This is a genomic window from Phenylobacterium sp. (assembly GCF_036563385.1).
Lineage (GTDB): Bacteria > Pseudomonadota > Alphaproteobacteria > Caulobacterales > Caulobacteraceae > Phenylobacterium.
The window spans coordinates 34887-60826 of sequence record NZ_DATCML010000017.1 but is presented as its reverse complement, the minus strand read 5'-3'; the positions used below and the strand labels follow the sequence as shown (position 1 = coordinate 60826).

At 69.8% G+C, this 25940-nt stretch carries 27 protein-coding genes; 17 read left to right on the top strand and 10 right to left on the bottom strand.

Translation table 11 applies throughout. The annotated features are described in order from the left end of the window. Positions 1-31: 31 nt before the first annotated feature. On the top strand, positions 32-196 hold the full coding sequence (locus VIL67_RS18870) for a hypothetical protein (RefSeq protein ID WP_332050469.1): 165 nt from the start codon (positions 32-34) through the stop codon (positions 194-196). Between the two features lie 464 nt (positions 197-660). Further along, positions 661-1800: a zinc-binding dehydrogenase gene (locus VIL67_RS18865; RefSeq protein ID WP_332050468.1), complete on the top strand. Its 1140-nt coding sequence runs from the start codon at positions 661-663 to the stop codon at positions 1798-1800. 475 nt (positions 1801-2275) lie between these two features. On the opposite strand, the gene VIL67_RS18860 is transcribed toward VIL67_RS18865, so the two are convergent. Then, positions 2276-2479, bottom strand: a complete 204-nt coding sequence (locus VIL67_RS18860; RefSeq protein WP_332050467.1) for a hypothetical protein — start codon at positions 2477-2479, stop codon at positions 2276-2278. 149 nt (positions 2480-2628) lie between these two features. On the opposite strand from VIL67_RS18860, the gene VIL67_RS18855 reads away from it, so the two are divergent. The 3 genes from VIL67_RS18855 (at position 2629) to VIL67_RS18845 (ending at position 4454) form a co-directional block, all read left to right on the top strand. After that, the gene (locus VIL67_RS18855; protein ID WP_332050466.1) at positions 2629-3108 is read left to right on the top strand and encodes a response regulator; all 480 of its coding nucleotides are present in this window, start codon (positions 2629-2631) and stop codon (positions 3106-3108) included. Positions 3109-3378: 270 nt separating this feature from the next. Next, positions 3379-4212 (top strand): flagellin, encoded by an 834-nt coding sequence (locus VIL67_RS18850; protein WP_332050465.1) that lies wholly within the window; start codon positions 3379-3381, stop codon positions 4210-4212. A gap of 101 nt (positions 4213-4313) precedes the next feature. Then, positions 4314-4454, top strand: coding sequence for a hypothetical protein (locus tag VIL67_RS18845; protein ID WP_332050464.1), 141 nt, complete (start codon positions 4314-4316; stop codon positions 4452-4454). Positions 4455-4553: 99 nt separating this feature from the next. Here VIL67_RS18845 and VIL67_RS18840 read toward each other — a convergent pair whose 3' ends face one another. Continuing rightward, on the bottom strand, positions 4554-5015 hold the full coding sequence (locus VIL67_RS18840) for a response regulator (protein ID WP_332050463.1): 462 nt from the start codon (positions 5013-5015) through the stop codon (positions 4554-4556). A gap of 96 nt (positions 5016-5111) precedes the next feature. On the opposite strand from VIL67_RS18840, the gene VIL67_RS18835 reads away from it, so the two are divergent. After that, positions 5112-6821: an ATP-binding protein gene (locus tag VIL67_RS18835; RefSeq protein ID WP_332050462.1), complete on the top strand. Its 1710-nt coding sequence runs from the start codon at positions 5112-5114 to the stop codon at positions 6819-6821. Here VIL67_RS18835 and VIL67_RS18830 read toward each other — a convergent pair. Next, a complete protein-coding gene (locus VIL67_RS18830) occupies positions 6818-6991 on the bottom strand; it encodes a hypothetical protein (RefSeq protein WP_332050461.1) in 174 nt (57 codons plus the stop codon). The two genes, VIL67_RS18835 and VIL67_RS18830, sit on opposite strands and share 4 nt — an antisense overlap. 52 nt (positions 6992-7043) lie before the next feature. After that, complete coding sequence (locus VIL67_RS18825; protein ID WP_332050460.1) at positions 7044-7934, bottom strand: hypothetical protein; 891 nt, start codon at positions 7932-7934, stop codon at positions 7044-7046. A gap of 1078 nt (positions 7935-9012) precedes the next feature. Here VIL67_RS18825 and VIL67_RS18820 point away from each other — a divergent pair. Beyond that, positions 9013-9459, top strand: a complete 447-nt coding sequence (locus VIL67_RS18820) for a hypothetical protein (protein WP_332050459.1) — start codon at positions 9013-9015, stop codon at positions 9457-9459. 57 nt (positions 9460-9516) lie between these two features. Next, entirely contained in the window at positions 9517-9654 is a 138-nt protein-coding gene (locus VIL67_RS18815; RefSeq protein ID WP_332050458.1) for an NAD-dependent epimerase/dehydratase family protein, read from the top strand. A 32-nt stretch (positions 9655-9686) separates the two neighbouring features. Here the strand turns inward: VIL67_RS18815 and VIL67_RS18810 are convergent, their stop codons facing one another. Then, positions 9687-9989 (bottom strand): nitrate reductase associated protein, encoded by a 303-nt coding sequence (locus tag VIL67_RS18810; RefSeq protein WP_332050457.1) that lies wholly within the window; start codon positions 9987-9989, stop codon positions 9687-9689. A gap of 1337 nt (positions 9990-11326) precedes the next feature. Here VIL67_RS18810 and VIL67_RS18805 point away from each other — a divergent pair. Continuing rightward, positions 11327-11755 carry a Ros/MucR family transcriptional regulator gene (locus VIL67_RS18805; RefSeq protein ID WP_332050456.1) on the top strand — a complete coding sequence of 143 codons (429 nt, stop codon included), beginning with the start codon at positions 11327-11329 and terminating at the stop codon, positions 11753-11755. An 846-nt stretch (positions 11756-12601) separates the two neighbouring features. Here the strand turns inward: VIL67_RS18805 and VIL67_RS18800 are convergent. Together VIL67_RS18800 and VIL67_RS18795 are read right to left on the bottom strand one after the other, a co-directional pair. Continuing rightward, positions 12602-14446, bottom strand: coding sequence for a M10 family metallopeptidase (locus tag VIL67_RS18800; RefSeq protein WP_332050455.1), 1845 nt, complete (start codon positions 14444-14446; stop codon positions 12602-12604). Positions 14447-14698: 252 nt separating this feature from the next. Beyond that, positions 14699-14938 (bottom strand): hypothetical protein, encoded by a 240-nt coding sequence (locus tag VIL67_RS18795; protein ID WP_332050454.1) that lies wholly within the window; start codon positions 14936-14938, stop codon positions 14699-14701. A 447-nt stretch (positions 14939-15385) separates the two neighbouring features. On the opposite strand from VIL67_RS18795, the gene VIL67_RS19650 reads away from it, so the two are divergent. The 3 genes from VIL67_RS19650 to VIL67_RS18785 all read left to right on the top strand — a co-directional run bounded on the left by VIL67_RS19650 (position 15386) and on the right by VIL67_RS18785 (position 17972). Then, the gene (locus VIL67_RS19650) at positions 15386-15616 is read left to right on the top strand and encodes a helix-turn-helix domain-containing protein (protein WP_414696225.1); all 231 of its coding nucleotides are present in this window, start codon (positions 15386-15388) and stop codon (positions 15614-15616) included. Between the two features lie 509 nt (positions 15617-16125). Further along, complete coding sequence (locus VIL67_RS18790) at positions 16126-16605, top strand: response regulator (protein WP_332050453.1); 480 nt, start codon at positions 16126-16128, stop codon at positions 16603-16605. Positions 16606-17606: 1001 nt separating this feature from the next. Continuing rightward, entirely contained in the window at positions 17607-17972 is a 366-nt protein-coding gene (locus VIL67_RS18785) for a hypothetical protein (RefSeq protein WP_332050452.1), read from the top strand. Positions 17973-18098: 126 nt separating this feature from the next. Here the strand turns inward: VIL67_RS18785 and VIL67_RS18780 are convergent, their stop codons facing one another. From VIL67_RS18780 to VIL67_RS18770, 3 genes are all read right to left on the bottom strand, one after another. Next, positions 18099-19094 (bottom strand): AGE family epimerase/isomerase, encoded by a 996-nt coding sequence (locus VIL67_RS18780; RefSeq protein ID WP_332050451.1) that lies wholly within the window; start codon positions 19092-19094, stop codon positions 18099-18101. A 439-nt stretch (positions 19095-19533) separates the two neighbouring features. Beyond that, complete coding sequence (locus VIL67_RS18775; protein WP_332050450.1) at positions 19534-19902, bottom strand: nuclease; 369 nt, start codon at positions 19900-19902, stop codon at positions 19534-19536. A 205-nt stretch (positions 19903-20107) separates the two neighbouring features. Further along, on the bottom strand, positions 20108-20674 hold the full coding sequence (locus VIL67_RS18770; protein ID WP_414696224.1) for a polysaccharide biosynthesis/export family protein: 567 nt from the start codon (positions 20672-20674) through the stop codon (positions 20108-20110). Positions 20675-21177: 503 nt separating this feature from the next. Between VIL67_RS18770 and VIL67_RS18765 the strand changes: the two genes are divergently transcribed. The 5 genes from VIL67_RS18765 (at position 21178) to VIL67_RS18745 (ending at position 25922) form a co-directional block, all read left to right on the top strand. Further along, positions 21178-21768: a transglutaminase-like cysteine peptidase gene (locus tag VIL67_RS18765; protein WP_332050449.1), complete on the top strand. Its 591-nt coding sequence runs from the start codon at positions 21178-21180 to the stop codon at positions 21766-21768. Positions 21769-21797: 29 nt separating this feature from the next. Further along, positions 21798-23138: an O-antigen ligase family protein gene (locus VIL67_RS18760; RefSeq protein ID WP_332050448.1), complete on the top strand. Its 1341-nt coding sequence runs from the start codon at positions 21798-21800 to the stop codon at positions 23136-23138. Further along, the gene (locus VIL67_RS18755) at positions 23135-23713 is read left to right on the top strand and encodes a hypothetical protein (RefSeq protein ID WP_332050447.1); all 579 of its coding nucleotides are present in this window, start codon (positions 23135-23137) and stop codon (positions 23711-23713) included. The genes VIL67_RS18760 and VIL67_RS18755 overlap by 4 nt, the downstream gene beginning before the upstream one ends. Before the next feature lie 91 nt (positions 23714-23804). Further along, positions 23805-24455 carry a hypothetical protein gene (locus tag VIL67_RS18750; protein WP_332050446.1) on the top strand — a complete coding sequence of 217 codons (651 nt, stop codon included), beginning with the start codon at positions 23805-23807 and terminating at the stop codon, positions 24453-24455. 72 nt (positions 24456-24527) lie between these two features. Further along, a complete protein-coding gene (locus VIL67_RS18745; RefSeq protein ID WP_332050445.1) occupies positions 24528-25922 on the top strand; it encodes an outer membrane beta-barrel protein in 1395 nt (464 codons plus the stop codon). Positions 25923-25940: the final 18 nt, after the last annotated feature.

The following is a 25940-nucleotide window of genomic DNA, read 5'->3' as shown; positions in this document are numbered from 1 at the left end:
CCATGGTGGAGGGCAGCATCGCAGGACGCGCATGTCGCGCGAGCACCAGGACTTCTTCCAGGGGCGCCAGACGGCCCATAACGCCGACTACGCCGCCGCCTGGGAGCTGAGCATCCTCAGGACCTACGCCAACCCGGGCGTCAGCGGCCTGGCCTCGGGTGTCGCGGAGGCCTGCAGCAGCTGCCGACCGGCGTGATCGGCGGCGCGCCCGGGCCCGTCGCGGTGCTGGTCCACAACGTGAGCCGCTGGGGATGCTTCCAGGACCTGGACGAGAGTGCACACGACGAGTTCCTCTGCCGCGCTTCAGGCGTCGAGTTGTCGTAGACCAGCGAAGCCATCCCCAGCGACGGCAGCCTCACCGCTTCCATTGTCAAGCAGCTCAAGCGCGGCATGGGCTTCGCGATGAGCGCCACTGCGCCGGCTATACGGGTCCGCAGCTCTCGCCCGTCTGGCCGCGCGCGTGGGCGGAGAGGCCGTGATCACGCGCGATGCTGACGGACCAGGGCCCGGCCTGACGCCCGACTGGAAGCGGCTCGGCCGACAACGCGGAGCGCGAGATCGGAGGAGGCCGCGCGAACTGGCTGGGCGTCGGGAGTGGCCGTAGCGCGCATCCGCCCCTAGACATGGTCGGCACAACACGGCGATCGCGAGGACACAGCCATGCCCGACCCCATCCCGCAGAGCGGCCTGTCGCTGCGGAGCCTCATCACGGCTGCCGGCGAACTGCAGCTGTTCCTAGCCGAAGAGCCGGTCCGGCCGCCGGGTCCGGACGAGGTGCTCGTGCGGATCGAGGCGGCGCCCATCAACCCGTCCGACCTCGGCCTGCTGTTCGGTCCTGCGGATCTCTCGAGCCTGGCGATCAGTGGTTCGCCGCAGAGCCCGGTGCTGACCGCCAGGGTGCCGGAGCGGGCCCTGCCTGCCGTCCGCGGCCGCCTCGACCAGTCACTCCCCACCGGCAATGAAGGCGCGGGCCTGGTGATCGCCGCCGGTGAGAACGCAGGGGCGCTCCTGGGCCGACGGGTCGCAGCGCTCGGACGGGCGATGTACGCCCAGTACATCACGCTCTCCGCGGCCGACGTCCTGCCGCTTCCAGACGACGCCACCGCGGCGGACGGCGCCTCCTGCTTCGTCAACCCGCTGACCGCGCTCGCCATGGTGGAGACCATGCGAAGCGAGGGCCACAGCGCGCTCGTGCACACGGCCGCGGCGTCGAACCTGGGCCAGATGCTGAACCGCATCTGCCTGCAGGACGGCGTGGAGCTGGTGAACATCGTCCGCCGGCCCGAGCAGGCTGAACTGCTCCGCAGCCTGGGCGCGCGCCATGTGGTGGACACCGGATCCCCGAGCTTCCAGGCGGAGCTTACCGCCGCCCTCGAAGCCACGGGCGCCACCATCGCCTTCGACGCCATCGGCGGCGGACGGCTCGTGGGCCAGATCCTGGCGGCTATGGAGGCGGCGGCGGTGCGGCGCATGCCCGTCTACAGCCGCTACGGCTCGGACAGCTTCAAGCAGGTCTACATCTACGGCGGCCTGGACACCGGCCCGACCGAGTTCAATCGCAGCTTCGGCTTCGCGTGGAGCATCGGCGGCTTCCTGCTGACGCCTTTCCTGGCGAAGATCGGGCCGGAGCGCGCCCGGGCCCTCAGGGACCGCGTGGCGGCGGAGCTGAAGACGACGTTCGCCAGCCGCTACACAGCCGAGATCTCGCTAGCCGAGGCGCTCCAGCCTGACCGGGTCGCCGCCTATAACGCTAAGCACACGGGCGAGAAGTACCTGGTGGCGCCGCAGAAGGCCCTCTGACGCCTGCGAGCGCGCCGGTCCCGGCCGGCCGAGCCGGTCCCAACCCCTTTCCGGCGAGCAGGCTGACCGTCGCCGGCAGTTCGGCGCGCGGAACCACGACGGGATAGACCCGCGCCACAGGCGTTATGGTCGCGCGCCCCCGAACGAGCCGGCGCCGCCTGCGCCGAGGTCGCCGGCGAGGCGAACTCGCGCGCCATGAGCTCCAGCGGGACCCTCAGGTCCCGCGCCTTTTCATCTTGCCATACCGAGGTGTTGGTTTTCCGCCTCCGCCCGCACCCCGAGACCCGTCATCGCGATCTTCATTAGCGTCAGCAATTCGGCAGGCGCCGCAACGGCCGGCGTCGGCCAGCGTCAGGTGTCGGCAGCATCAGGCGCCCGCCTGGGCAGCCGAAGCGGACCACTCACGCCAGCTGGCCGTCGCCAGGCAGGACGGGCGCCGCGCCGCTCCGGCCGAGAAAACCCCTCCGGCCGTCCCTCAGGCCGATACGACCGCGAGCGGCTCGCCCGACCTCAGGATCGTCAGCGCGAGTTCGTGCACCTGACGCGTCTCGGGCGACGCCTCGAGGGCCAGCGACGAGACCGCGGCCATGAGACGGGCCCGGACCTCTGGCGGATCGAGGGAGAGCCGAAGCGTCACGAGGAGCTCCAGGGCGAAGGCGTGCTGTTCGGTTTCGGTCACGATGGCGACTCCACGGCGCAGGCACGGATGTGGCGAACGTCCGCACGCGGAAGGACCACGGCCGGCATGCGGCCGCAAACGCCGCCGCCTCATTTTGAGTAACGAAGCCGTCGCGCGGTCCACCGCCCTGACGCCATAAGCCCCCGCCCATGGACCTAAGCGCCGCCCGGATCCTCGTAGTCGAGGATCATCGCCAGATGACCGAACTCCTCCGCAGCGTGCTGGTCAGCCTCGGCTGTCGTGACCTGGAGACTGCCGCCACGGTCGAGGAGGGCTGGAACCTGCTGGAGACCCGCGCCTTCGACCTGCTCATTGTGGACCGGAACCTCGAGGGCGGCGACGGGCTGGAGCTGGTCCGAAGGATCCGACGTCCCGGCGACAGCCCGGCGGCCTTCCTGCCGATCCTCATGCTCACCGGGTCCGGCGAACGCAGCGTCGTCTACGCGGCCCGGGACGCGGGGGTCAGCGAATACCTGGTGAAGCCGTTCACGGTGGCGCGACTGGTGGACCGGCTAAACGTGCTCATCCACCGCCCCCGCCCGTTTGTCCAGGCGGAGCGCTATTTCGGGCCTGACCGCCGCCGTCGGCAGGAGCCCGACTATCGAGGCCGCGAGCGCCGGCGCGGGTGAGGGGCGACTGGAGATTGCTGCACGATCCCTTGGATGCTCACCAGGGGTTGTGATAAGATGTTGATGAACCGGATAAACTTGCCGCCCTCCGGCAGTTCCTGCCCGGCAAAACGCGCCGATCGAGCGGGCGCGGCGCCTCTGGTTCGCAGGATTACCATTGCACATCAGGGCGATGCGCCGGTTGGCGCGCGGCTTGCCATGGCTATGCCGGGCAGAAGGCCCCGGTCGTCAAAAGGGACGTCCGCCACCCCTTGAACAGGGATTCCGGCGATGCCGATGAACAGCGTCAACACCAACCTGGGCGCGATGGTCGCCCTCCAGAACCTCAACGCCACCAACAGCGATCTCGCGGGCACCCAGGCGCGGATCAACACCGGCAAGCGCGTGGCCAGCGTCAAGGACAACGGCGCCGTCTGGGCCATCGCCCAGAACCAGCGCGCGACGTCCAACTCGCTCAACGCGGTAAAGGAGTCCCTGCAGCGGGGTCAGTCAACAGTGGACGTGGCCATCTCGGCCGGCGAGTCCATCTCCGACCTACTCATCCTGATGAAGGAGAAGGCGCTGGCGGCCACGGACACCACGCTGGACGCCAACAGCCTGCAGGCGCTCAACGACGACTTCACCTCGCTCCGGGATCAGATCGCCAAGGCGGTGGAGAACGCCGTCTTCAATGGCGCGAACATGATCGACGCCGGCGGGGCCACGGTGCAGGCGCTCGCGAATGCGGACGCCACCTCACACATCACCGTGGTGGCGCAGGACCTATCCCTCGGCGGCGCGGTGCTCGGCTCCCTGGACGCCACAGCCTCCATCGGCACGCAGTCCACGGCCTCGGCGATGATCGCCACCCTGAACACCGCCATCACCGGGGTGTCGGCCGCGCTCTCCAAGCTGGGCACCGGCTCGAAATCTCTGGAGTCCCACCTCGCCTTTGTCATCAAGCTGCAGGACACCCTGGACGCCGGGATCGGCAACCTGGTGGACGCGGACCTGGCTAAGGAGAGCGCCAAGCTGCAATCGCTGCAGACCAAGCAGCAGCTGGGGGTGCAGGCGCTCGCCATCGCCAACCAGGCCTCATCGAACCTGCTGGGCCTGTTCCGCTGAGCCCCGGCCCGCCCGGCGGCGCGGCTGCGCCGCCGGGCCGTCACGGTTTGGCAATCCCGATGCGGCCATGGTCCCGACCGCTTGCTCAAAAGGAGACTCGCTTGGCTCTCGCCCTGCTGCTCGCCCCCGTGCTGGTGACGACCTGCGCGGCCATCCTGGTCTTCACCGGCAAGCCGGGGCGTCAGCCGCGGCGAGCCGAGACATACCAACAGGAAGCGCCTTGCTCAGACGACAAGTCCTGAGGCAGAACGAGGCGCCCTTGGTCTGTGGGGCGCTCCGACCGACGATGGAGCGGCGGGCACTTCCAGCCGGAAGGGCCCGCCATTCCTCGTAGCGCCTGATCAAACCTGGATCTGGCCCGCGGGCGAAGGCGCCGCGCCTCGGGCCGTGGCGGCCACCAGCGCCATGGTGCGCCCGATGGCGCCCAGCAGGCCGTCAGGCGTGACGGGCTTGGCCATGTGCGCGTCGGCGCCGGCGGCCATGGCCGCCTCAAGGTGCTCGGTCATGGTATTGGCGGTCACCACCAGCAGCGGCGTGCGGGGCGCGCCCGCAGCGGCCTCCAAGGCCCGGATCCGCCGCGTGGCCTCGAGGCCGTCCATCACCGGCATCTGCAGGTCCATGAGGATGACGTCGTAGCTCGAGGGGCCGGCCGCCTCCACCGCCTGTAGCGCCTGGGCGCCGTCCTCCACCGAGGTGACCTCCGCCGACACCAGACCCAAGATGGTTTCCACCACCAGACGATTGGTCGGGTGGTCGTCCGCGGCGAGCACCCGCAGAGGCGGAGAAGTCGGGCTGGGCTCCATGCCGCCACTCTTCGGCGGCCGGCGTCACCATACCGTTAACTCACGACATGGTTCGCAATGCAGCGTTCCTTAAGACACTGTCCCCAAAGTCGCCGCATGACGCTTGTGGCTTCCCAGGACCTTCTCGACGGCCTGCGCACACGGCGGGGACAGCTCAGGCTGCGCCTGGCCATCGGTCTCGCTGTCGCGGCGTGTTTCGGACTTTCTCTAGGCTGGCCATTCGTCGGCGCCTGGCTCGCTGCCTGGTACCTGATCCAGGGCCTCGAGGCAGCCTGGCTTCGGCGTGCGCTCGCCCGCAACGCGGCTGGAACCGCGGTCTCGCTCCTCCCGCCGCTGGCGCTCGTGGTCGCCACCAACCTGGTGTTCAACGTCATGGCCGCCCGCGCCGTGCTCACCGGGGAGCCCTGGATCATGATGGCGGGGGTCTGGCTGCTGACGGGCGCCCTACTGAACGCCGTCGCCATGAGCCGCGCCTCCAACGCTGTGTTCCTGGCCGGCGTGGCCCCGACTGTCCTGACCTGCGCGGCCGTGGTGGCGGAGGCGGTCCGGGACCGCGCGCCGGCGGAAGGCGTCCTGGCTGTCACCGCCGGCGCGGTCCTGCTCTTCATCGCCGCGGTGGTGCTGCGCCGCCTGTCCCTGGAGGCCTATCTGGAGGCGCGCCGCGCGAGCGAGGCCAAGGGCCAGTTCCTGGCCAACATGAGCCACGAGATCCGCACGCCGCTCAACGGCGTGCTCGGCATGGTCAAGGTGATGCAGACGGAGCCCCTGGAGCCCGGCCAGCGCGAGCGGCTCGCCGTCATCGAGCGCTCGGGGCAGGCCCTGCTGTCCATTCTCAACGACATTCTCGACCAGTCGAAGATCACCGCGGGCAAGCTGGAGCTCATTCCGGCCCCCTTCGACCTCGAGGCCTTGGTGAGCGACCTGCGGGAGGTGTTCGGCGCACTCTGCGCGGACAAGGACGTCATTCTCGAGGCCCATGTGGCGCCGGCGGCCCGGGGCGCCTGGACGGGCGACGTCCTGCGCCTGCGCCAGGTGCTCTCGAATCTGCTCTCCAATGCCGTGAAGTTCACCGAGCATGGCGCGGTCCGGCTGGCGGCGGACGCTGCCGACGGCGAGCTCCGCCTCATCGTTTCCGATTCCGGCGTTGGCATCGCCCCGGACCGCCTGCCGCATGTCTTCGACACCTTCGTGCAGGCGGACGCCAGCATCACCCGCGCCTACGGCGGCACCGGGCTTGGCCTGACGATCTGCCGCGACCTGGTGGAGCTGATGGGCGGCCGGATCACTGTGGAGAGCCGCCCTGGCGAGGGAACCACCTTCTCCGTCGCGCTCCCGCTGACCCGCGCGGCGGAGGCGGCGCCCTCCCCCCCGCTGGCCGACGACACACCCGAGGCCCGGGGCCTGCGAGCCCTGGTCGCCGAGGACCACCGGGTGAACCAGCTGGTGCTGCAACTGCTGCTCCAGCAACTCGGCGTTCAGGCGACCATCGTCGACGACGGCGCTCAGGCTCTCGCCCGCTGGCGGGAGGGCGGCTTCGACCTCGTCATCCTCGACGTCCAGATGCCGGTGATGGACGGGGTGTCGGCGGCGCTGGCGATCCGGCGCGAGGAGGCGGCGCTGGCGCTGCCCCCTACCCCGATCATCGCGCTTACCGGCAATGCCCTGCCCCACCAGGTGGAGGCCTACCGGCGCCAGATGAACGCCGTGGTCGCTAAGCCGGTGGAGCTGCCCAAGCTGGCTGCGGCGCTCACGGAGGTGATGAACCACGCCGAACGCCAAGCGGCCGCGCACGCCGCGGAGGCCTAGACCCGGCGATCCAGCAGGGGGGCGGGTCCGGAGGGGACCACGCGCGCCTGGTCGGCCATGCGGCTGCCGGAGAGCACCCCCGCTCGGGCGAAGGCCAGCTGCAGGGTGGTCGGCAGGGCGGCCGGCCGCCACAGGCCTTCGCCGGCGAAGCGAACCTCCACCCGATACATGCCGCCCTCCCCTCTAGCTAGCTAAGCTTCTGGCAGCATGGCTAACACGACGTTAAGCGCGAACCAGACCCGGCGCCGGCCTCGACGGAACCGCCCTCCGCACCGCCTCCAGCCCCGCCAGCAGCCGCCTCAGGTCCGGGAGGCTTTCGGTGCGCACAGCCCGGACGTCCGCCGCGCGATCGGCCGGCCAGGCCGCCCGCCAGCCGGCGTCGTCGAAACAGGCGAAACCCAGCGCCGCCAGCGCGCGCAGGCGCCGGCGGGCTGTCTCGGCCGGCATGCCCAGGCTACGGCCAAGCCCGCCGCCGCTCACCGGACCGGCAGCGCCGCAGGGGTCGAGCCGCCGCACCCCTTCCGCCCACAGCGCCAGAAGGACGAGCCCGTCCTGCGCATTCCCGGCGAGCCGAAGCAGCCTGTCACAGGCGCGAAGCATGTAGTCGCCCAGCAGGCGGTCGGCCGCCCTGGCGTTCTCGGCCAGGAAGCCGCCCAAGTCAGGCGTCGCAGCCACCGCGCCGACCCTGTCCAGCAGCTCCAGGAAGCCGCGCAGCCGGTCCACCCGCTCCGCCTGGCGCGCGGCGTACCAGCTGGAGGTAACCACCGCCTCCGGCACGATCAGCCCGCCGGCCGCGATCCGGCAGAGGTCCGCCGCCACAAGGGTCCGGGCGCGCCGGCGCACGGTTTCGAAGGGCAGGCCCAGGGATTGAGCCAGGGCGTGAATGCTGATGGGTCGACGCAGGGAGTCCGGAAGGACCGTACCCGGGGCGCCAAACCGCCGCTGCAGCTTCGGATCGCGGCGCACCGCCGCCTGGTTCGCCTGCACGGTCGCCACCAGGACGAGGGTGTCCAGGGCGTGGCCGCCGCCGCGGCTGATGTTCGCCACGTCGTGCACGAACACCACGGTGTGACGCCCCACCGCCTCGATCAGCCCTTCGTCGCCCGCGTCCATAGCGGCGGAAGGTGCGCTTTGCGCGCCAGCCGTCGCAAGCAGGCCAGCTTGCGGCGCTTCGCCGCCTCGTCAGGGTTGCAGGCGGCGACCTCCGGACGAGCGAGCTGCACGGATGGCTGGCCCCCTCTCCGCTCGGGTCGCGCGACATCCACGGCGGGGCGCCGCCTGCCCTACGCCGACAGGCCCCTCAGCCGCCGCCGCGCGACCAGAGACTTCAAGGTATCCGGCTTTCGTGGCGCAGCGCCGTCGCGCGCTACGCGCGCGACCTCGAACGGTAGATCTCCGCCAGATCGCCCTCTGTGGCCTTGGCCTCAATCTTAGCGTGCCTGGCGTATTCCCGGTACAGTTCGGCCAGGTCGAGCTCTTGCTCGGAAAGCCAGGCCGGCGGGTCGGTGGCTGGCGGCGTGCTGACCGGCTACGGGCCATGTGCGCATCTCCTCCGCGGTGCAGGGTGAAGGAAGCCGGCGGCGCTGTCATACGGCCGAGCGAGGCGCGCTGCCGCTGGGGTGGCGATTTCCACAAGGTATGGCGGGCGCGCGTCCGGCTTGCCCGCCGCGGGTCAACGCGTGTCGCACACATCTCCCTGCACGTGCATGTGCTGGAGGCCCTGCTCGCGCGCGCTGCACGGCGCGTGGGAGGCCGGCGCGGCGCTGCATGACAGGTCACGAGCCTGCGTCCGGCCTCTGTCCATGCAGCTGCTGCCACAGCCTGGTCCTTCGCCACCGGCGCCCGCTCTCGTCCGCACCGGCCGCAAGCCGGCGGGCTCGCGGATGGTCGTCCTGCGCCGCCTTGCAGGCCACAATTCGACCGACCACGTGGACAGAGTCCTACTGCTGGACGCTGAGGCGCTGCGCGTGAAAGGCCGGCTTGACTAGGTCCTGCTGCACTATCAGCGCGCCCTGCACGCGGCGCGCCTGAGCGGCTGCGCCCTGGAGCACGGCCTCCTCGCGGCCGTACTCACCGACAAACGGATGCCCGGCCTCACCGGCTCGGCGCTGGCGCGGCGCCTGCGCGCGGAGGGCTTCGACGGCCGCATCGCCTCGCCACCGGGGGGGATGATCCCGAGCTGCGGGGCGAGGTGGCGGACCTTGCTGACGTCACGGTGCTGAGCAAGCCGGTGGACCGCCCGCTGCTGCGGAGCTGGCTGGCGGCGGTGGAGAGCGCCCCGCAGCCGCGTGTGCTCACCGCCGGGGTGCAGGAGCTTGCCGCCGCGCTCGCCCCAGACGCCGCCGACAGCTTCACCGGGGTGCCGGCCCAGCTGGAGCGACTGCGGCTGGAACTGGTGGCCGCGCTCGCGACCGGCGACAGCGTGGACCTCGCCGCCGCATGCCACCGTTCTGCGGGCCTCGCCGCCCACTCCGGCCTCTTCGTGATCGCCGCCCACACCGCAAGATCGAGCAGGAAGTGGCCCACGGGCGCACGATCACGCGCGATGCGGCTGAGGCGGCCTCGGCCGTCACCGGGGCGACCATCTTGCACCTGCCTGCACCGGCTCGACTCTGCGTTCCGGGCGCCAACGCCGTAACAGGCTTCGCCTAGACGGGCCGCTCTGCCATACCTGCCGTCCTGCAAGGGAGATTGCATGGCGATCCTGGTGACCGGTTCGGCCGGCTTAATTGGCTTCCACCTTGCCAGGCGGCTCCTTGCGCGCGGGAACGAGGTCGTAAGCGTCGACAACCTGAACGCTACTACGACCCTGCCCTCAAGGCGGCGCGGCTGAAGATCCTGGAGGAAGCGCGCGGCTACCGGCACTCAGAGCAGGCCGAACTCGCGCAGCTCCGGGGCGAAGTTGACGTTGTCGTCGTTGTCGCGGGAGAGCTTCACCAGGGCGAAGCGGCGGGGCGCCGGCAGACCAGCCCGGGCCGCCGGGGACGACGGCGGCAGGCCGAGGCCGGCGACGACGCCTTCTAGATGGTCGCGCCAGGCGGCGTCCTCGGCATTGGTGGCGCAGGCGGCTGGAGCAGGGCCTGGCGCGAAAAGAGACGGGTGCCGTCGACGTGCAGAACGCCAGGGCGGAGCCCCACACGTTCGTCGGCAGCGCGCTGAGCGTCGCATGTGGTCGACCTCGTCGATGATTGGGCGGCCAGGCGCCGTTTCCGCCCGGTCGCGCGGCAGGAAGAAAGGCCGGCTGCCGCTGGACCGCGAAGAATGCGCTCGCCGCTGCCCCGTCCACGCTGTTCTCCAGCCCGCATTGGGCCAGAGATGCCCGCTACCGGGCTGAGGAAGGGTGTGGCCTCTCCGGCCTGCAGATCCGAAGGAGGCGGCAAGGCCTTCTCTGGCGTCAACGGCCAACCGCACGAGGGCGCGGCGGATACGCCTGACCGAGCGTTCGCAGGCGAGCCGGAGCTTCAAGTCGCACAGCGGCCGTCAGCGCTAAGGTGCCTTCGCCGCTCTCGATCTCAGCGGCGAGCGCCGCGCCAGGGCTGATCTGGCCCAACAAGGGCAGAGTCCGTCGCCGGAAGCGAGCCACGACGGTGCCCCGGCACCCCGCCGCTTTGGCCATGCTTTGCATCGCATGGCGGGCTAGCGCCCCCGGCGGCCCGTCGCTCAGGTGAACTAGTCCCGTCAGTACCAGTCCGAATGAGCGCAATCTCGCCGGTTGGTCGTACCGTTGTCGTCGGGCCGCCATCCGGTGGCCGCGGAAGAAGGTGCGGATCGTCCAGCCGACCAGCGGCACGCCGGCGAAGGCGGTGTCGGGGGCCAACCAGACGGCCATCTTGCCGAGCGTGGCCTTCGACGCGCCGCACCGCGCGGCGTCATAGAGCAGCAGGCCCCGGGCGCCCGGCCAATAGGCGGTGCCGACCCCGGCACCCAGGCGAGCACCCCGTTCAGGCCCACGCCCCACGCCCGCCCCTGAACATCCCGTCGGAGAGCTTCCGGATCCGCTGGGCCGACCGCCAGGCCTGGTGCGCACGCTGGCGTGGAACCGCGCTCATGGGGGCAGGAACGCGGGTGGACCCGCAGAGTTCGCGCGAACAGCCGTGCGCCATCGGGCAGCCGGCGGCGGGCTTGCCGCAGGCGGCGCGGCGGAGGCACGGACAGGCGTGCCCCCCTGATCAGCCGCGAGAGCGCCGCAGCTCAAGCGACGCCTGGCCCATCGACACGTCGGCCTGCATCCAGCAAGCGCCTTCTTGCGCGGGGGGCCCACGCACGCCTAGGCCCTGCCGACTGCGCGCACAAGCCGCTCGGCCTTTCCAGCGGCTGGGATTGTCACCGGACGGACAGCCATTCCACCTGGCGATCTGCGATGTTCGCCTAGTGACCGCGCTCCGACCCTGAGCTCTGCCAGAATGCGTGCACCGGCGTGCGCAAGCATGTGGCGCAGGTGGCGCAGGTGGCGCAGGTGGCGCAGCATGGTTACCTTGTGGTTCTACTGCTGTTGGGGAGGGAACATGAGCACTCTGAAGTATGCCGCTGACATTGTTGCGAGTTACCTCGAGAACAACAAACTCGCCGCCTCGGAACTCCCGCAGTTTCTGATCAGCGTGCACCAGGCCCTGGAGGCTGCTGGGACGCCCGCAGGCTACGCAGAGATCGCGCCCAAGCTCAGCCCACAGGAGGTCCGGCGATCGATCCGTCGTGACGCCCTGGTGAGCTTCCTCGATGGCCGGCCTTACAAGGCCCTGAAGCGTCACCTCACCGCGAACGGGCTCACGCCTGACGAGTATCGCGAACGGTTTGGCCTACCAGCGGACTACCCGATGGTTGCGCCCGCCTATTCCGCGGCGCGCTCGGAGTTAGCCAAGTCGCTGGGCCTTGGCCAAAGGAGGCGAATAGGCAAACAGAACGCGAAGTCCACGGCCGCGAAACGCAAACCTTGAGGGAGCCTCGCGGCGCGGTCTGGGTGTGTCTGTCGCAGATCCGGCGGCTTGGGTGGCCGCTCAGGTCAGCCCGTGCTGCGGCGCGAGCGCTTCGCCCCCCCTGCTGACCCAGATCGGCTCGCACGCCGTCGTCGAGGCGGCACCACCCTGGTCTCAGCATCCACCTCTCTCGTCCCCAGAGTTCGGGAGATCCTGCGCCTGTCTCGTCAAGCGATGCGATGGTCGCGTTCCAGACAGCGGCGGCCCCATCTCGGGCCGGGTCGACTATGTCCATGTGAGCCTGCAAGGCGTCTTTCAGGAGCCCACTGGCTTGAGCGTGCTGTGACGAACGGAGGCGCAGACGACACGTTCGCGGTCGGCTTGGCCTCCAGCTATGAGGCTTTCCCTGGCACACGTGAAGCCTCCAGCAGCAGAAGTGGATCTCGTCGGGGTCTACGGCCCCGGAACCTACGTCGGCAGGATTGCCCAGTGGCTCACTGCACCCCTAGGCCTTTCGCGACTCCGTATCAGCTTTGCGCTCGTCCAGATCGACTTAGGGGCCAAGCCGATCTCCACCGATCAGGCATGCGCCCCTCGGAGAGGTTCATCAATCGTCGCGCCGCCCCCCGCGCGGTTCGTCGGCTGCGGCAGCAGCCACAAGCGCGCAGAGGCCTTCTTGCTCCGCGGAGAAGGCTCCGAAGAGCGGCGCCCGCACCATAGTCGAGAATGCCGGCCACGGATCATGGGCTCCCTAGCCGCCCGTGCTGCAGCCGGCGGAGCCCGGGACTGGGCGACGCGCAGGCCCATCCGCCCCAAGCCGACGCTGGCCTGCGATCCGCGAGCGACTCGTTTTCGGCGGGCCGCCTTTCAGAACAAGGGGCTCTCGGGCCCGGCGAGCAGGTTCACGCCCAGCCGCGTCCCATCCGCGAGATCCATCAGAAAGGCGGCGTTGGCCATCGCATAGGCGCCGAGTTCCGCTTTCTCGGCCTCCGCAAGCAGCCAGCCTACCATGGCGGCCTTCGTACCCACCCCCCCTGCGCCATCTTGCCCGTAATATTCGAAGTACCTGGCGCGGGAGTATGAGCCGCCCAGTCCATCCGGCACCAGGTCGCCCAGCAACGCCTTGCGCTGAGCTTCGCTCAAAGCGGCGCCGAAGATCTCCGTGTAAGCCTTGGCCAGCGCCTGATCCAATGTCAGCGCGCCGTAGTTCGTCTGAAACCAGGCGCTCCCCTGCCCCACCTTGCCCAGATTGGACGCGAAATTGATGTAACGGTTTTCCAGCCCGAAGCTCTGGTAGTAGGGCGAATTGAGATTGTTCGGGTTCGGTCCGCCCGGCGCGATCAGATAGTCAAGGCCGCCGCCGTGCGGCGTTCGACCCGTGAAGAACTGGTAGGTGAGCGTGGCCACCGACGTGGTTGTTCCGGCCGCCTCGAGGAGGTCGGCCATCGCACCCTGGAGGCTGACCGCCGCCTGCGCCTTGGCGAGAAGGCTCGAGAACTTGCCCGCGTTCGAGGCATGGTCGGGATCGGTCCTCAGGACGTTGCCCCAAGCCACGCGCAAGGCTGTGGCCAGATCGACCTCGCCGACCACCAGCGTCTGGTCGGAAAACCTGAGGAGTTCCACCTCCTGGATGACGTCTTCACCTTCCGCGCCGCCGGCATGATGGTCTTGCACGCGCAGGAGGGAGCCCTTCTCGATCCGGTACGATCCGGACGGACTCCAGGCGGCGTGCTGGAAGACAGCCGTGTCGATCCCCGGCCCCCCGAGGAGCACGTCGTCGCCGCCCCCTCCAAACAGCGTGTCGCCGCCGCCGCCCCCCGTGAGCTGGTTGCCGCGGCCATCGCCCTGGAGCCGATCGCTGTAGGCGCTTCCGACGGCGTGCTCGATCTCCGCGCCCCAGGCGATCGAAATGCGGTTCTGGCCCTCCAGCTGCGAGAACCCGCCCTGCGCCAAATCGATGACCACCGCTCCCGCGGCCGCGCCGGCGTCGATCCGGTCCACGCCTCCCGTGTCCCAGATCGCGAAGATCCCGGGGCTGTCGGCGAACGTATAGACGTCATCTCCGGAGGCTTCGCGGGTGTTGGCGCCCCAACGGGCCTGCAGGGCGGCGATGTCATAGAGCTGCAGCTGCAAGGCCGCGGCCGAACCGTCCCTGCGGACGTAGGACATGACGGTATAGTCCCGGTGGTCCTCGGCCTCCGGCAGGTAGGGCCCGGGGGTTGTCTTGCCGGTGGTGTCGTAGTCGCCAGTGTGCTTCAGCATCATAGCGTGGCCGATCTCGTGCAGGATCAGCCATTGGGCGCCGGAGCTCGCCAGGTCCACGTTGTCGTCGAACACCACCCCCGCATCCCAACGCTTTATGGCGGGCTGGCCATTGGGGTCGGCGCCGGTGGCGGCGATGCGCCACCACGTTTCGGCGACGGTGTCCACGTCCACCCGACCAAACGCGATCACCGGGTCGGCGGTGGTCGAGCTCACCTCCACAAAGCGCACGTCGACGACGGACTCGTACTCCCGCAAGCCGCGGCGCACCGCCTCCTTCTGGTCGGCCGTCCAGGGTGTCCAGCCCGTGTAGCTGCGCAGGAACTGGCCCGACTGCTGGTCCTCGAAGGCGTAGGTGATGACCAAGGTCCCCAAGCTCCCGTTCCACGGGTCGAGGCCAAGAGGCAGCGGCGTCTGAACGGCGTCGATGGCATGAGCAGGGGCTGGCATGTGGACCTACCGGGTGGTGAGGCGCGGCGCAGGAGCCGCCTTGCTGGTTCTTTGTCTCACAGAACGCGCTGCCGCGGGGATGAAAACACCCGCCTCGTCGAGACCCGGTCGGCCACGGATCGCGGGAGACGCCCGCGTTCTGCTATGGCCGCCTGACCGCCGTCGCGTGCTCGCACCGTTGGCGGAGCGGGAGCCGCCCGCCCCAGGCTCGCAACGCTGCGGCCGCCCTGGCCATCCCGGACGACAGCAGGCCTAGCCCGCTTCGGGGCTGATCGGGCAAGCCGACGCCGACCCGCGTGCGAGCAGCAGCGACTGCAAGTCGGGTCTTGTGGCGCCCCGGCAGGTGAGCCGCCAAACCCACTGCAGATGCCCCAGCGCGGGTGCGTTCGCAGGATCGGCGGCCCACGCCTTGAACTCGCGGATCGTCGCCGCGCTCGGCGCAGCGACGTTCAATCGGTTGTACCAGGAAAGCGCCGCCGCGGTTTCCTGCATCGCTTGGGCCGGGCCTCCGACAGACACTGCGAGTCACTCCAGTTGCCGACCAAGCTTAGCAGCCGCGGGGTCAAGCTCGGCAAGGCGCCTGTCGGCAGAGCGCTCGGCGAGGCCAGGCCCACCCGTCGGATGCGGCTAGCACCGGCCGAAGGAGCGGGGCCCGTCCGGCGCGAAGCGCTGCGGCGGAGCATCCCTCCTCCCCTCCAAATCGTCCGGCGCCAGCGCCTCGCCGACCCGTCGAGAGTACGGCGTTCTGCGCCGCCGGACCTAGGTCTTTCGCCCGCCTTTCGCACGACGCTGGTGCGAACGGCCCCCCGTCACGCTGAGGAGAGTGGCCGGGAGGCCGCGCCTTGACCGCGAGGCACGACAACGGCAGGGCATTCTCGAGCGCTGGAGCGTCGGCCAGGCCGCTTCACTTCGCGGCCGGCGCCGCAGGAGATCCGAGCGATGACCTCACGCCTGACGGGAGCGGCAATGCGCTCCGCCCGGGACCTGCTCGGGCTCACGACTCACGAGACCGCGTTTCGCCTCCGAATTTCGCCTACGACCCTTGCGAAGGTGGAGCACGGAGGCCGGGTGCTCCCACAGACCGAGGCTCGGATGATCGCAGGTCTCGAGCGGCTTGGCGTCGACATCGGCGAAGACGGCCTGGCCCGGTTGAGATCCTCCCCGCGCTGAGGGATGGGGGCCACCCGGCCCGCCGCTCTTCCACCGGGTCCGAGGGTCGCGACCAGAGTGGCGAGGTCCTACAACGCCGCTGCCGCGACCCGGGCGCGCCGCGCGCGGGTTTGCCGGGCTCGCAGGGCGGGGTCCCCCCGCGAGCGTCTCGACGGCGCGCGACGGCGTCAATCAGGCCGAGCGGCTCGCCCGATCTCAGCAGTCCGAGCGCCAGCTCGCACCCCGCGCATCTCCGGCGGGGACTCGAGCGCGCGCGAGGCCACGCGGCCGTGAGGCGAGCCCGGACCTTCCCGATCCATGGCGAGCCGGAGGCTCAGCAGGAGCTCCAGCGCGCAGGCGTGCTGTTGGATCTCGCTTACTGAAGCGTTTCCTGGCGCGCGTCGCGTGGTTCACCAGGGGGGAAACGACTATGCGGCGGGCCGGTCGCAGATGCGGCGTCCTCTCAGTCCCTCATTTTGGGTAATGCGCGGGTCGCGACCCGGCAGCCGGAGCGCCATAAGCCCCCAGGCATGGACCTCAGCGCCGTTCGCATCCTCGTGGTCGAGGATCATCGTCAGATGACCGAACTCATCCGGAGCGTGCTCGCCAGCCTCGGGTGCCGCAGCCTCGAGGTGGCCGCCACCGTGGACGAGGGGTGGGAGCTTCTCGAGACCTGCGTGTTTGACCTGCTCATCGTCGACCGCAACTTCCAGGGGGCCGATGGGCTCGAGCTGGTGCGCAGGATCCGCCGCCCCGGCGGCAGCCCGGCCGCCTTTCTGCCTATCCTGATGCTCACAGGCTCTGCGGAGCGAAGCGTCGTCTCGGCGGCCCGCGACGCGGGAGTCAGCGAATATCTCGTGAAACCGTTCACCGTCAGCTCTCTTGTCGACAGGCTGAACGCACTCATTCACCGCCCACGCTCCTTCATCCACGCTGAGCGCTATTTTGGCCCCGACCGCCGCCGACGCGAGGACCCGGCCTATCAAGGGCTCGATCGCCGCCGCCGCTAGACGTGGTGGGAAAGCGCCAGCGGCTGATCGTCCGCACCTCCTCAGCTCAGCGCGGGGGCCGCTCCGGGGCGGCTCGCGGGCCTCCGGCAGGACGCCGCGCCGCGCCAGGACCTGAGGCTTCTGAACGCCGCGGTCGGGCGGCTGTGAACCTGCCCAGGCTGGCGGCGTTCTCCGCGCCATTCTCGGGCGAAGATCCGAAATGGGAGGCCAGCTTGGCCCTCGCTTTCTTGCTCGCACCGGTCCTTGTGACCACCTGCGCGGCGGCGTTGATCTTCGCTTGCCCCGCGAGTCCACATTCCTCGCCGCGGTCCAGCAACTCAACGAACTCGCGCAGGCGCGCCACGCGTGGCGCCCCACCGCCTCACCAGCCGCTCGTCAGTCGCGTTCATGGCGGCCGAAGCTGGGCTTCGGACCGCACGATCCACATTGCGCGGCTTGCGGCGCTTCGCCGCCACGCGAAGGTTGCAGCCCAGCCACCGGGCGAGGGCCCGCCTCCCAGTTCAGCTGTCATTCCTGGCTGGCCTCAGAAGCCGATGCGCCGCCCCGGGCCCAAGCCCACCCCTCTGCGCACGGACAGGCGGTGGGATCCAGGCCGGCGCCACCACTCCCGGTAGACAGGGGAGGCGCGCAGCTCACCCCAAGCGGGTCGGTGCTTGTCGCAGGGTCAGGCCGGGCCGGCACCGCTATGAAGCCTCCGCGCCCGGTTCGCGCGGAGGCGGTCCGCGCGGCGAATGCGCGGCGACTTGGCCGGAGGAGCGGACCAGCGCGTCCGCTCCTCCAACCTCGTCTTTAGGCGGAACCGGCGGCCGTCACACAGCCCCGTGGATGGTTTATTCCCCCTCGTGGGGGCCTGGGGACACACGCCGACGAGGCCCGACGTCGGCCCAGTTCGCGCCGCTTGCTCAACTCGCCCTAGCGGCCGCTGAGCGCCCGCGCCGACGAAGGGCCGGTGGCTGTACGCATGCCCGACGAGCGCCTAAGGTGGCGGTTGGAGGAGCCCCTTGCCGCGTCCAACATCGTTCGGGACTGCCGCCTCCCTCCTCCTCCTGCTTGCCGGATGCAGCACGGTACGCACGCTCGACGCTCGCCAGGCTTTGCGAGGCAAGGACCTCACCACCGCGACCAATCTGTACGGCCGCCATGACGAGCGCGTGAACATCGACGGCCGATCCTACTATGTCTGGCGTCGGGCGGTGGAGTTGCGCGGAGAGCTCCAATACTGCGAACTGCGTGTGGAGCTCGGCTATCGGACAGCGATCCGCGATACGATCCTCGACGGCCGACCGGCCGCCTGCAGCCGTTTCGCGGTGCGATATGCCACGGATCCCGGCATCCCCACCTCGTCGAAGCCCGATGCTGCACCTTGAGCGCCAAGCGTGCGCGGGGATCAGCGCTCGCTCCGATGAGCCCTTCGGCAAGCCCGCAAGGTCCCCGCGACCGAGGGCGCAGGCGGCGAACGTGCGGAGGTTTGCGGTCGCCGCCCTGCGGCGGCGCTAAGCCTGGCGCTGCAGGAGTGGGAGCAGACCCGACATCAGATGATACAGCGACGTGGCGGGCGCCGGCTGATCTAGGAACTCGCCCTGGACGCCCATGCGTTCGCGCCAGACGCCGGCGACCGGCGTCCGCAGGAAGCGACCAAGCGCCTGCGCCGCCGCGATGACTTCGCCCGGTTCCCCGAAGCTCACGGCCGCGCGCAGCCGCTCCGTCTGCGCCCAGAGCCGCGCCACGGCATCACGGACGGAAAGATCGCTCCACAACGAGCCCACGACGACCCCGCGGTGGTGATCAACACCCGCCAGCCCATTTGCATAGAGCCGCCGCGCCGCCGCACGGGCCCGCGCCTCGCCCCGGCTCTTTCCCCATTCGTCGAGGAGGAAAGCCCACTCGAATTGATGTCCGGGCTCCACAAGTCCGCCTGAGGCGTCGGGCAGCGCGCGCCACTCGGCGTCAAAGAACTCCTGCAGCAGGCCACTCTCCGGGTCGATGAAGCGGCGCATGGCCAGGGACGCGATCTCGTCCGCCATGTTCGCCCAGCTGGCGTCTCCGGTCATCTCCCACGCGAGCGCCGCCTCGAGCAGGTGCATGTGCGCATTTGCCTGGAACGGTCGGTCGCCGGCCTCGCGCCAGCCGCCGGCGGGATGGCGCAGCGCCTGAAGCGCGTCACGCAGCCGCCGCGCCTCGTCCAGACGCCCTCTTGCGGCGAGGGCGAGCAGGACAAAAGCCTGTTCATAGAGCGCCGCCGTCTCGTCGCCCGCCTCGTGGTCTGAGTCCATCGCGAAGACGAAAAGACCATCGCGGCGCTTGTAGGTCGCCAGCAGGTGCGCAAGCCCCCGTTCGGCCACCGCGGCATACCTGTGACCGAACCCCGCCGCCGCGGCGGTCGCGAACACCCAGATCTGGCGGGCCTGCACGCGCGCCCGGCGGACGCCGCCGATGGGGAGCCCTGCCAGCGTCAGGGCCTCGTGAAACCCGCCCGAACGGCCCTCCACGCCAGCGGTGGACCAGAGCGGCAGGGCGTCCCCGCGTAGCCACCTTTCGAAGACGGCTGCAGCGGCGGGCACTGTTTGGGGGCGGAGATCAGGAGCAGGCTGCGACACGAGGAGGTGGATGTAACCGACGCGCTTCCTCTACGCCACGCCGGACGCCATGCCGCGCAGCTTGCCTCAAGGTCGCAGCCGCCCGGAATGCGTCCCGAGCAGCCGAAGGAAGCTCAAAGTGGAGCGCCACCCTAAGGATCGCTCATGTCTGCGCGGTGCGACAGCCGCCCAGTCGATGCGCCCGGGCGGAGCCCTGGCGGCGGATGGCGCGCCAAGCCGTTACGCAACTGCAGATCACTCGTTGCACCTGGCGGCGCCTGTGCAAGTCCAACCTGGCGAACGCCTGACGCTTGATGGGCCGGCCCCAGCCCGCTGCCGACAGCTGGCGCCCTCAGCGGCTGAAGTCCATCAGGGCGCGCAGCGGCGGGGCGCCTGGCGCGTTGCGGCTGATCGGCTGGCACCATGGGAAGGCTTCGTCCCACGTTGTCGCGACCAGCCCCCGGTCGGCAAGGCTCTGGCCGAGATCCAGCCGGTCGAGCGCGACCCGCGTAACGCTCCGGTTGTAAGCGTCACGCTTCGTGCTCGGTGCGACGAAGATCTCGTTCGCCTGCCGGACCATAGCCTTCACTTCCGCCGTGGCCTGCTTGGCCGCCAGGGCCTCGGCCCAGCATCGCGCTTCCGGGATCGGCTGAGGGGCCCAAACCCCGGCCAGGCGCACGTGCCGGCCGTCCACCACCAGCACGTCCGCATTGAGCACCATGACCCGGTCTGTCAGGGGCGCGCCTGCAGGCCGCGGGCTCTCGGTCAGTCGCCGCTCGCGCTGCCCACAGGCGGCAAGGGCCACGGCCACCACGCCGGCGGCCGCTAGAAGACGGTAGGGTCGAGGGAGCTTTGGCGACCTGGAATGCTCCTGTTGGATCCAGAAACGAGCCGGGAGCCCTTCTGCCAAAGCGGGGATCCCTCGCTTAGAAGAACCGCTCACCGATGCGGATGGTGTCGCCTGGAGCGACCTTGGTGGTGCTGGTCAGCGGGAAGGCCTCCTCCTTCTCGCCGTCCGCCCGCTTGATAAAGACGCGGGACTTGTTGGCGCGATAGGTGAAGCCGTTGGCCGTGGCTACTGCGTTCAGCACCGTCAGTCCATTCGTGTAGGGGTACTCTCCGGGCTTGGTCACCTCCCCCAGAATGTAGAACGGGCGGTAGTTCAACACCTCGACGCTGACACGCGGATCCTTCAGGTAGCCCTGCTTCAGCGCCGCCTCAACGCGGCCCTGGAACTCCCGCGCGGTTAGCCCGCTCGCCTCCAGTTCGCCGAGCAATGGGAGCGAAACCTTTCCGGCCCCGCCCACCTGGAACTCGCCGGTGAGGTCCTCTTCCCCGAAGGTGATGACGCGGATCTTGTCGCCGGCGCCGAGTCGATACTCGGGGACCTCGCGGACGGCCTCCGCCGCCTGGCCGGCGGCTGCCCCCCCCTGCATGCAAAAGGTGGCTGCAAGAAGGGCCACGGCCACCCCTCGTCTCGTCAGAAAGCTCATCACCCACGCTCCACGCGTCCCTGGCGGCTTCTAGCGCATGGGACGGGCCGGCGGAATACGCTCGGCGATCCGCCGCACCCCGTCAGGCTGGAAGCGCGGAAGCACGCAAGATCAAACTACAGCTTGAGACGGCGTTTACCGTAAACACGCCGTGAATTCACCCACTTCCATCTCAATATGTTGGTGACCATGTCACTTAGACACCGGCTAACCAAGCAAGTAGAGCTAAGCTTAAGCGCCAACGGATACACCAACCACAACGATAACAATTGCGCGGTGGCGTGGTGTCTACAGTCCTGGCTCTGCTTCGGCCAGCCGCAGCTGCGGCGGCCGCCCTAATCGCGACGGCCTGCGCGACCGCGCCCGAGACCTCAACACCCATGAGGCTCGGGCCGTTAGCGGCGGCTCCCCGGGGTTTCCTGGATTACTGCGGCCGGCAGCCAAGCGACTGCGGCGACTCGATCGCCGGCGGCGGCCCTCAAAATCGCAGCGTTTTGGCGAGCGTGAGCCTACAGATCAGCGCGCCCTCTCTTACCGAGACGAGTTCCATCGCCCCCGCGGTGGTGAGCGCCCTGCCGCCCGCGGGCGAGGCCGCCGGCGTACTGCAGACGTCGGGTTCCGCCGCAGCTGCGCCCCAGAGCCCCAGAGAAAGCCTGCCGGTCTTGTCAAACGAGCTGTGGGCGTCGCTGAACCGAGTGAATGCGTCCGTGAACCGCGCCATCGTCCGGCGGACAGACCTCGAGGCCTACGGCGTCGACGAGATCTGGAACACCCCTATAGAGCTCGGCCTCAAGTACGGCGACTGCGAGGACTACGTGCTCGAGAAGCGCCGGGCTCTGCTGGCGGCCGGAGTGCCGCGGGAAGCGCTGTCGATCGCGGTGGTCACGACCGCTCGCGGGGAAAGCCACGCGGTGCTCCTAGTCGAGACGCAAAGCGGCGCCTACGTTCTCGACAATCTCAGCCCATGGGTCATGCCCTGGGCGAGCACGGCTTACGTGTGGCGCGAGCGCCAGGTGGCTGGATCTTCGCAGCACTGGGCCTGGGCCGAGCCCACGCCCGCCGCAGCAAGCTTCTTGCTCGCCGCCGCCCGGTAGGGTCTGTATCTCGCCCCAAAGGGGCGGACATGGCGAGGATTCGCGACGCGCGCGCGGACGAGGCGCACTGGTGGAGGCTGCAGTGGTGGGCCCAGGACGCCCGCTGGCTGGGATTCTGCGGCCCCGCCCTGCTCTTCGCCGCGCATGGCGCCTACGGCGCCATGCCGCCGAAGACCTCCTTGAGCCTGGCCGCGGCCCTGGCGGCGCTTCTGCTCGCGTGCGCGGCCACGCCCCGCCTCCAGGCGGGCCTGCCGGCGCGCCAGCTGAGGCTTCCGGCGACGTTTTTCGCCGCGACCCTGGCCGTGGTGCTGTGGTCGCTGACGCCGTTCCCACTCGGCGGCCCTCATCCCGTCTGGGACTTCGCGGGCGTCTCGCCGCCGGCCGGCACCATCGACCGGTCCCAGACTCTGCTCGAACTGGTGAAACTCCTGGGCCTTGGCTGCGCATTCGGGGGGGGCCTCTACACCGGTAGTTCGGACGGACGGGCGCGGATCGCGCTGAACGTGGTGCTGGCGCTGGGCTCGGCCTACGCCCTGTGGTCACTGCTGACCTTTGTCAGCGGCGCCTTCGGGCCCGGGTTCGACCGGCTCGGCGCCAGCTTCGCCGCGCCCAACACGGCAGCCACCCTCTTCGCCATCCTGCTGGTGCTCGCCGCGGGCGCCTTCTTCTCGAAGATCCGGCGGGAGCGCCCCGGGCACTGGACGGCCGCGGCGCCCGAGGGGTGCGCGGCCCTGCTCAGCTTCGGCTGCCTGATCGCCACCGCTTCGCGTGGAGGCTTCACGGCGGCGGCGGCGGGGCTGATCACCTTCGGCGGCCTGCTCATGGCGCGCGGACGGGTCACGGCGCCGCGGGCCCTCGTCGCAACGTTCGCGAGCGTCGCGCTCGTCCTTCTGCTGGTCGCCGCGCTCGGCGATCAGCTCATTGACCGCGCGCTGGCCGCCCCGCACGAAGTCCAAGACCGCCAGGCGCTTTTCGCCACCCATTGGGAGGCGTTCCTCGCGGCCCCCGCCATGGGCTACGGCCTCGGGACCTTCGACCTCGTCAACCGCATCCAGTTGCATGACGGGAATGTGCAGGCGCTCTGGGCCAGCCGCGCCGTCCACAATGTCTATCTCGGGTGGCTCGAGCAGGCCGGCCTCGCGGGCGCAACCGCCATGTTCGGGAGTCTCGTTGCGGTTATGGCGCTGACGCTCCGCGCCGGGCTTCGCCGCAGCCGCATGACTACCCTGCTCTTCGCGCTGGTGGCCGCCGATGTGGTGGTTCTCGTGCACGGCCTGAGCGACTTCGCCTTGGAAACCTACTCGGTCGCGGCCTTCTGGTCATGGCTGCTCGGCCTCCAGTTCGCCGCCGCGCAGGGGTCATCCCGGTGAACCGCGGGATGGTCCGGCTCGGCCTTGCGACGCTCGCCGCCATAACCCTCTTCCTCAGCGCTGCTGGCCTCCTGTCGCTCAACACGGAGGGGGGGCATGGCCTGCCGCTTTCCCCCGGCCACGCCCTCGGCGCGCGCCGCCTCCTCATGGAAGCCGGGAACGACCCGGCGGCGGTCGCCGCCGCCGGCGCCCAGGCCACACGGGCGCTTCGGCTGTCTCCGATGGAGAACAGTCCGAGACTGATGCTGGCCTACATCGATTTCCAGCAGAACGGCCGGCTCACATCCAAGGGGTTCCAGCACATCAAGACAAGCTACGACCTGGTGGCCGTGGATCCCGATTCCGCCGCTTGGCGGGTCCGTTTTGGCCTGGAGACCTGGGACGCGCTCACGCCCGACGTCCGGGACGCCGTGCGGCGTGAGGCGCTGGCCCTTTACCGGCTGCGCGGACGCCGCACCCTCAAAGAAATCACCCAAGGGGTGACGAATCCGAGCGGTCAGGTGGCTGCGGCGCAATGGAGTCTACTGTTTCCGATCCTCTATTCGTCGCGATCGGTGTGGCCTGAGGTCCAGTAACCTCAAGATTATCTTAATCAGGGGTTGTGTTCCAGTCACGGCTGAGCTTATTGTCCGCGCGACTGGGGATAGGTCGCTTCACGGGGCTCATATGAATTCGAAGATTCCGGCTGCGCGCGTCGCGCTGCGCAGCATGGCGGTCCTCGCGGCGATCACGACCGGGACTGTCGCCATGGGCGCGGCCATGAACGCCATCGCCCAGCAAACGGCGCCGGCGAGGTCGAAGGCCGACGAGGTCGCCGAAGCGGCGATCGCGGCCGCGACCGGGTCGGGAAGCGCGGCAGCCCGGGCGGACGCCGTGGTTCAGGCGATCATGGCGAACCTGCCTGAGGACCCCGTGCAGGCCAACCAGATCCTCGGCCAGGTGACGGCGATCCTGACGCAACGGGGCTACACCCAGAACATGACGGCGCTTCGCAACGGCCTCGCGGCCGCCCAGGAGACGGTGGTGACGCGGGCGATCGTCGCCGTGGCGCAGCAGAGCGCGGGCCAGGGCGACGGCGCCGTGGCCAGCGCCGTGGCCGCCGTGGTGCAGGCCTCCGGCGCTCCGGCCGCGGTGGTCAGCAGGGCCGTCGCCACGGCGTCCACCTCGATGCCTCCGACGGTCGCAAACGTGGTGACCGCCAGCGCGACCGGCGCCCTGCCCACCGGCTCGACCACCACGGCTTCCACCGCTACGACGGCGCCCGCGATTGTTGTGCCCACGGTCACAACGACCATTCCGGATTACCGGCCACAGTAACGGCGCAGGGGCGGCGGTCCGCCCCTCGATGCGCAGGGCGACTGCGCATGCTCTCTGTTTTGGGGAACAGACGTGTCTCATTCCATCAAGATCGCGGCCGGTTCGGCCGCGCTGCTTTTCGGCGCGGCGTCCGGCGTGGCGATGGCGCAGGTGGCCGGCCCTTCGGCGGGCGCCGCGATGCCCGGCGCCCCTGCGGGCCAGCCGAGCACCGGCCCCTCGGCCGAACGCGCGGGTCTCGCGCTCCCGACGGAAGCGGCCAACCTGTTCGCCCGGGACCGCAACGTGAGTGTCCTGCAGCGTCCCAAGGACGGCTATGAGGCCCTCGGCCTCCGGGCTGGGGCCTTTCTCGTCTATCCGAAGCTCTCGGCGACGGCCGAATATAACGACAACATCTACGCCACCGAGGACAGTGAGATCGACGACCTCGTCTGGCGGGTGGCCCCCGAGATCAGCGCCGCCTCCAACTGGTCGCGGCACAGCCTCTCGGCCTACGCGCGCGCGGTGTTCAACCGCTTCCAGGACAACGAGGACGAGAACTCCGACGACTTCCTCCTCGGAGTGAACGGACGGCTGGACCTGCTCCGCTTCACCAACGTGCGCACGTCGCTCGACTGGGCGCAGCTCACCGAGCCCCGGACCTCGCCCAACAACCCGACCCTCCCGCCGGGCCAGCTGGGCGGCGCGCTGGAGCCGACACAGTACGAGCTCACGTCCCTCCGCGTGGATGCAGAGCATACGGTCAACCGCCTGCGATTCACCGGGCGGTACGCTTTCCAGCAATTCGACTACGACAACCCGCCCCGACAGGGCGGCGGCGTGATCGACCAGCAGTATCGCGACCGTGACGTGAACATGTTCAGCGGGCGCGTCGACTTCGCGGTCAGCCCTGCGAGCGCCCTCTTCATCGAGGTGATCGGCAACACGCGCGACTACCGCCTCCCAGGAAACGCGACGGCGGTGAACCGCGACTCCGATGGGGTGCAGGTGCTCGGCGGCGCGAACTTCGAGCTCGGCAGCCTCAGCCGCGGCGAGGTGGCGGTCGGCTACCTCAAGCAGAAGTTCGAAGACCCGCGCCTGCGGACCGTGGACGGCTTCGGCGCTCGGGCCCAGGTGGAGTGGTTCCCCACGCCGCTCACCACCGTCACTGCGAGCGGCAGCCGCACCATCGAGGACAGCTCGGTGCCGGGATCCGGCGCCTATCTCTCGTCCAATCTGGGCCTCCAGGTTGACCACGAGCTGCTCCGCAACGTGATCATCTCCGGGCGAGCCAGCTACGGGGAAGACAAGTACGACTTCTTCAACCGCAAGGACGAGCGGCAGAGCGCGGGCGTCAGCGCGACCTATCTGCTGAACCGCAGCATCGGCCTCACCGCCAGCTACAGCTACGACCGGCGCGACACGGTGCGCGGGACCGGGACTGACTTCATCCAGAACAAGGTGGCGGCGACCCTCACCGCCCAGTTCTGACAACCTAGGGGCGCGGAA

Bases quoted from the DNA above. Each gene is read 5' to 3' on its own strand.
- VIL67_RS18870 (WP_332050469.1), top strand. From the start codon at position 32: ATGTCGCGCGAGCACCAGGACTTCTTCCAGGGGCGCCAGACGGCCCAT.
- VIL67_RS18865 (WP_332050468.1), top strand. From the start codon at position 661: ATGCCCGACCCCATCCCGCAGAGCGGCCTGTCGCTGCGGAGCCTCATC.
- VIL67_RS18855 (WP_332050466.1), top strand. From the start codon at position 2,629: ATGGACCTAAGCGCCGCCCGGATCCTCGTAGTCGAGGATCATCGCCAG.
- VIL67_RS18850 (WP_332050465.1), top strand. From the start codon at position 3,379: ATGCCGATGAACAGCGTCAACACCAACCTGGGCGCGATGGTCGCCCTC.
- VIL67_RS18840 (WP_332050463.1), bottom strand. From the start codon at position 5,015: ATGGAGCCCAGCCCGACTTCTCCGCCTCTGCGGGTGCTCGCCGCGGAC.
- VIL67_RS18835 (WP_332050462.1), top strand. From the start codon at position 5,112: ATGACGCTTGTGGCTTCCCAGGACCTTCTCGACGGCCTGCGCACACGG.
- VIL67_RS18830 (WP_332050461.1), bottom strand. From the start codon at position 6,991: ATGTATCGGGTGGAGGTTCGCTTCGCCGGCGAAGGCCTGTGGCGGCCG.
- VIL67_RS18825 (WP_332050460.1), bottom strand. From the start codon at position 7,934: ATGGACGCGGGCGACGAAGGGCTGATCGAGGCGGTGGGGCGTCACACC.
- VIL67_RS18815 (WP_332050458.1), top strand. From the start codon at position 9,517: ATGGCGATCCTGGTGACCGGTTCGGCCGGCTTAATTGGCTTCCACCTT.
- VIL67_RS18810 (WP_332050457.1), bottom strand. From the start codon at position 9,989: ATGCGACGCTCAGCGCGCTGCCGACGAACGTGTGGGGCTCCGCCCTGG.
- VIL67_RS18805 (WP_332050456.1), top strand. From the start codon at position 11,327: ATGAGCACTCTGAAGTATGCCGCTGACATTGTTGCGAGTTACCTCGAG.
- VIL67_RS18800 (WP_332050455.1), bottom strand. From the start codon at position 14,446: ATGCCAGCCCCTGCTCATGCCATCGACGCCGTTCAGACGCCGCTGCCT.
- VIL67_RS18795 (WP_332050454.1), bottom strand. From the start codon at position 14,938: ATGCAGGAAACCGCGGCGGCGCTTTCCTGGTACAACCGATTGAACGTC.
- VIL67_RS19650 (WP_414696225.1), top strand. From the start codon at position 15,386: ATGACCTCACGCCTGACGGGAGCGGCAATGCGCTCCGCCCGGGACCTG.
- VIL67_RS18790 (WP_332050453.1), top strand. From the start codon at position 16,126: ATGGACCTCAGCGCCGTTCGCATCCTCGTGGTCGAGGATCATCGTCAG.
- VIL67_RS18775 (WP_332050450.1), bottom strand. From the start codon at position 19,902: ATGGTGCTCAATGCGGACGTGCTGGTGGTGGACGGCCGGCACGTGCGC.
- VIL67_RS18770 (WP_414696224.1), bottom strand. From the start codon at position 20,674: ATGAGCTTTCTGACGAGACGAGGGGTGGCCGTGGCCCTTCTTGCAGCC.
- VIL67_RS18760 (WP_332050448.1), top strand. From the start codon at position 21,798: ATGGCGAGGATTCGCGACGCGCGCGCGGACGAGGCGCACTGGTGGAGG.
- VIL67_RS18750 (WP_332050446.1), top strand. From the start codon at position 23,805: ATGAATTCGAAGATTCCGGCTGCGCGCGTCGCGCTGCGCAGCATGGCG.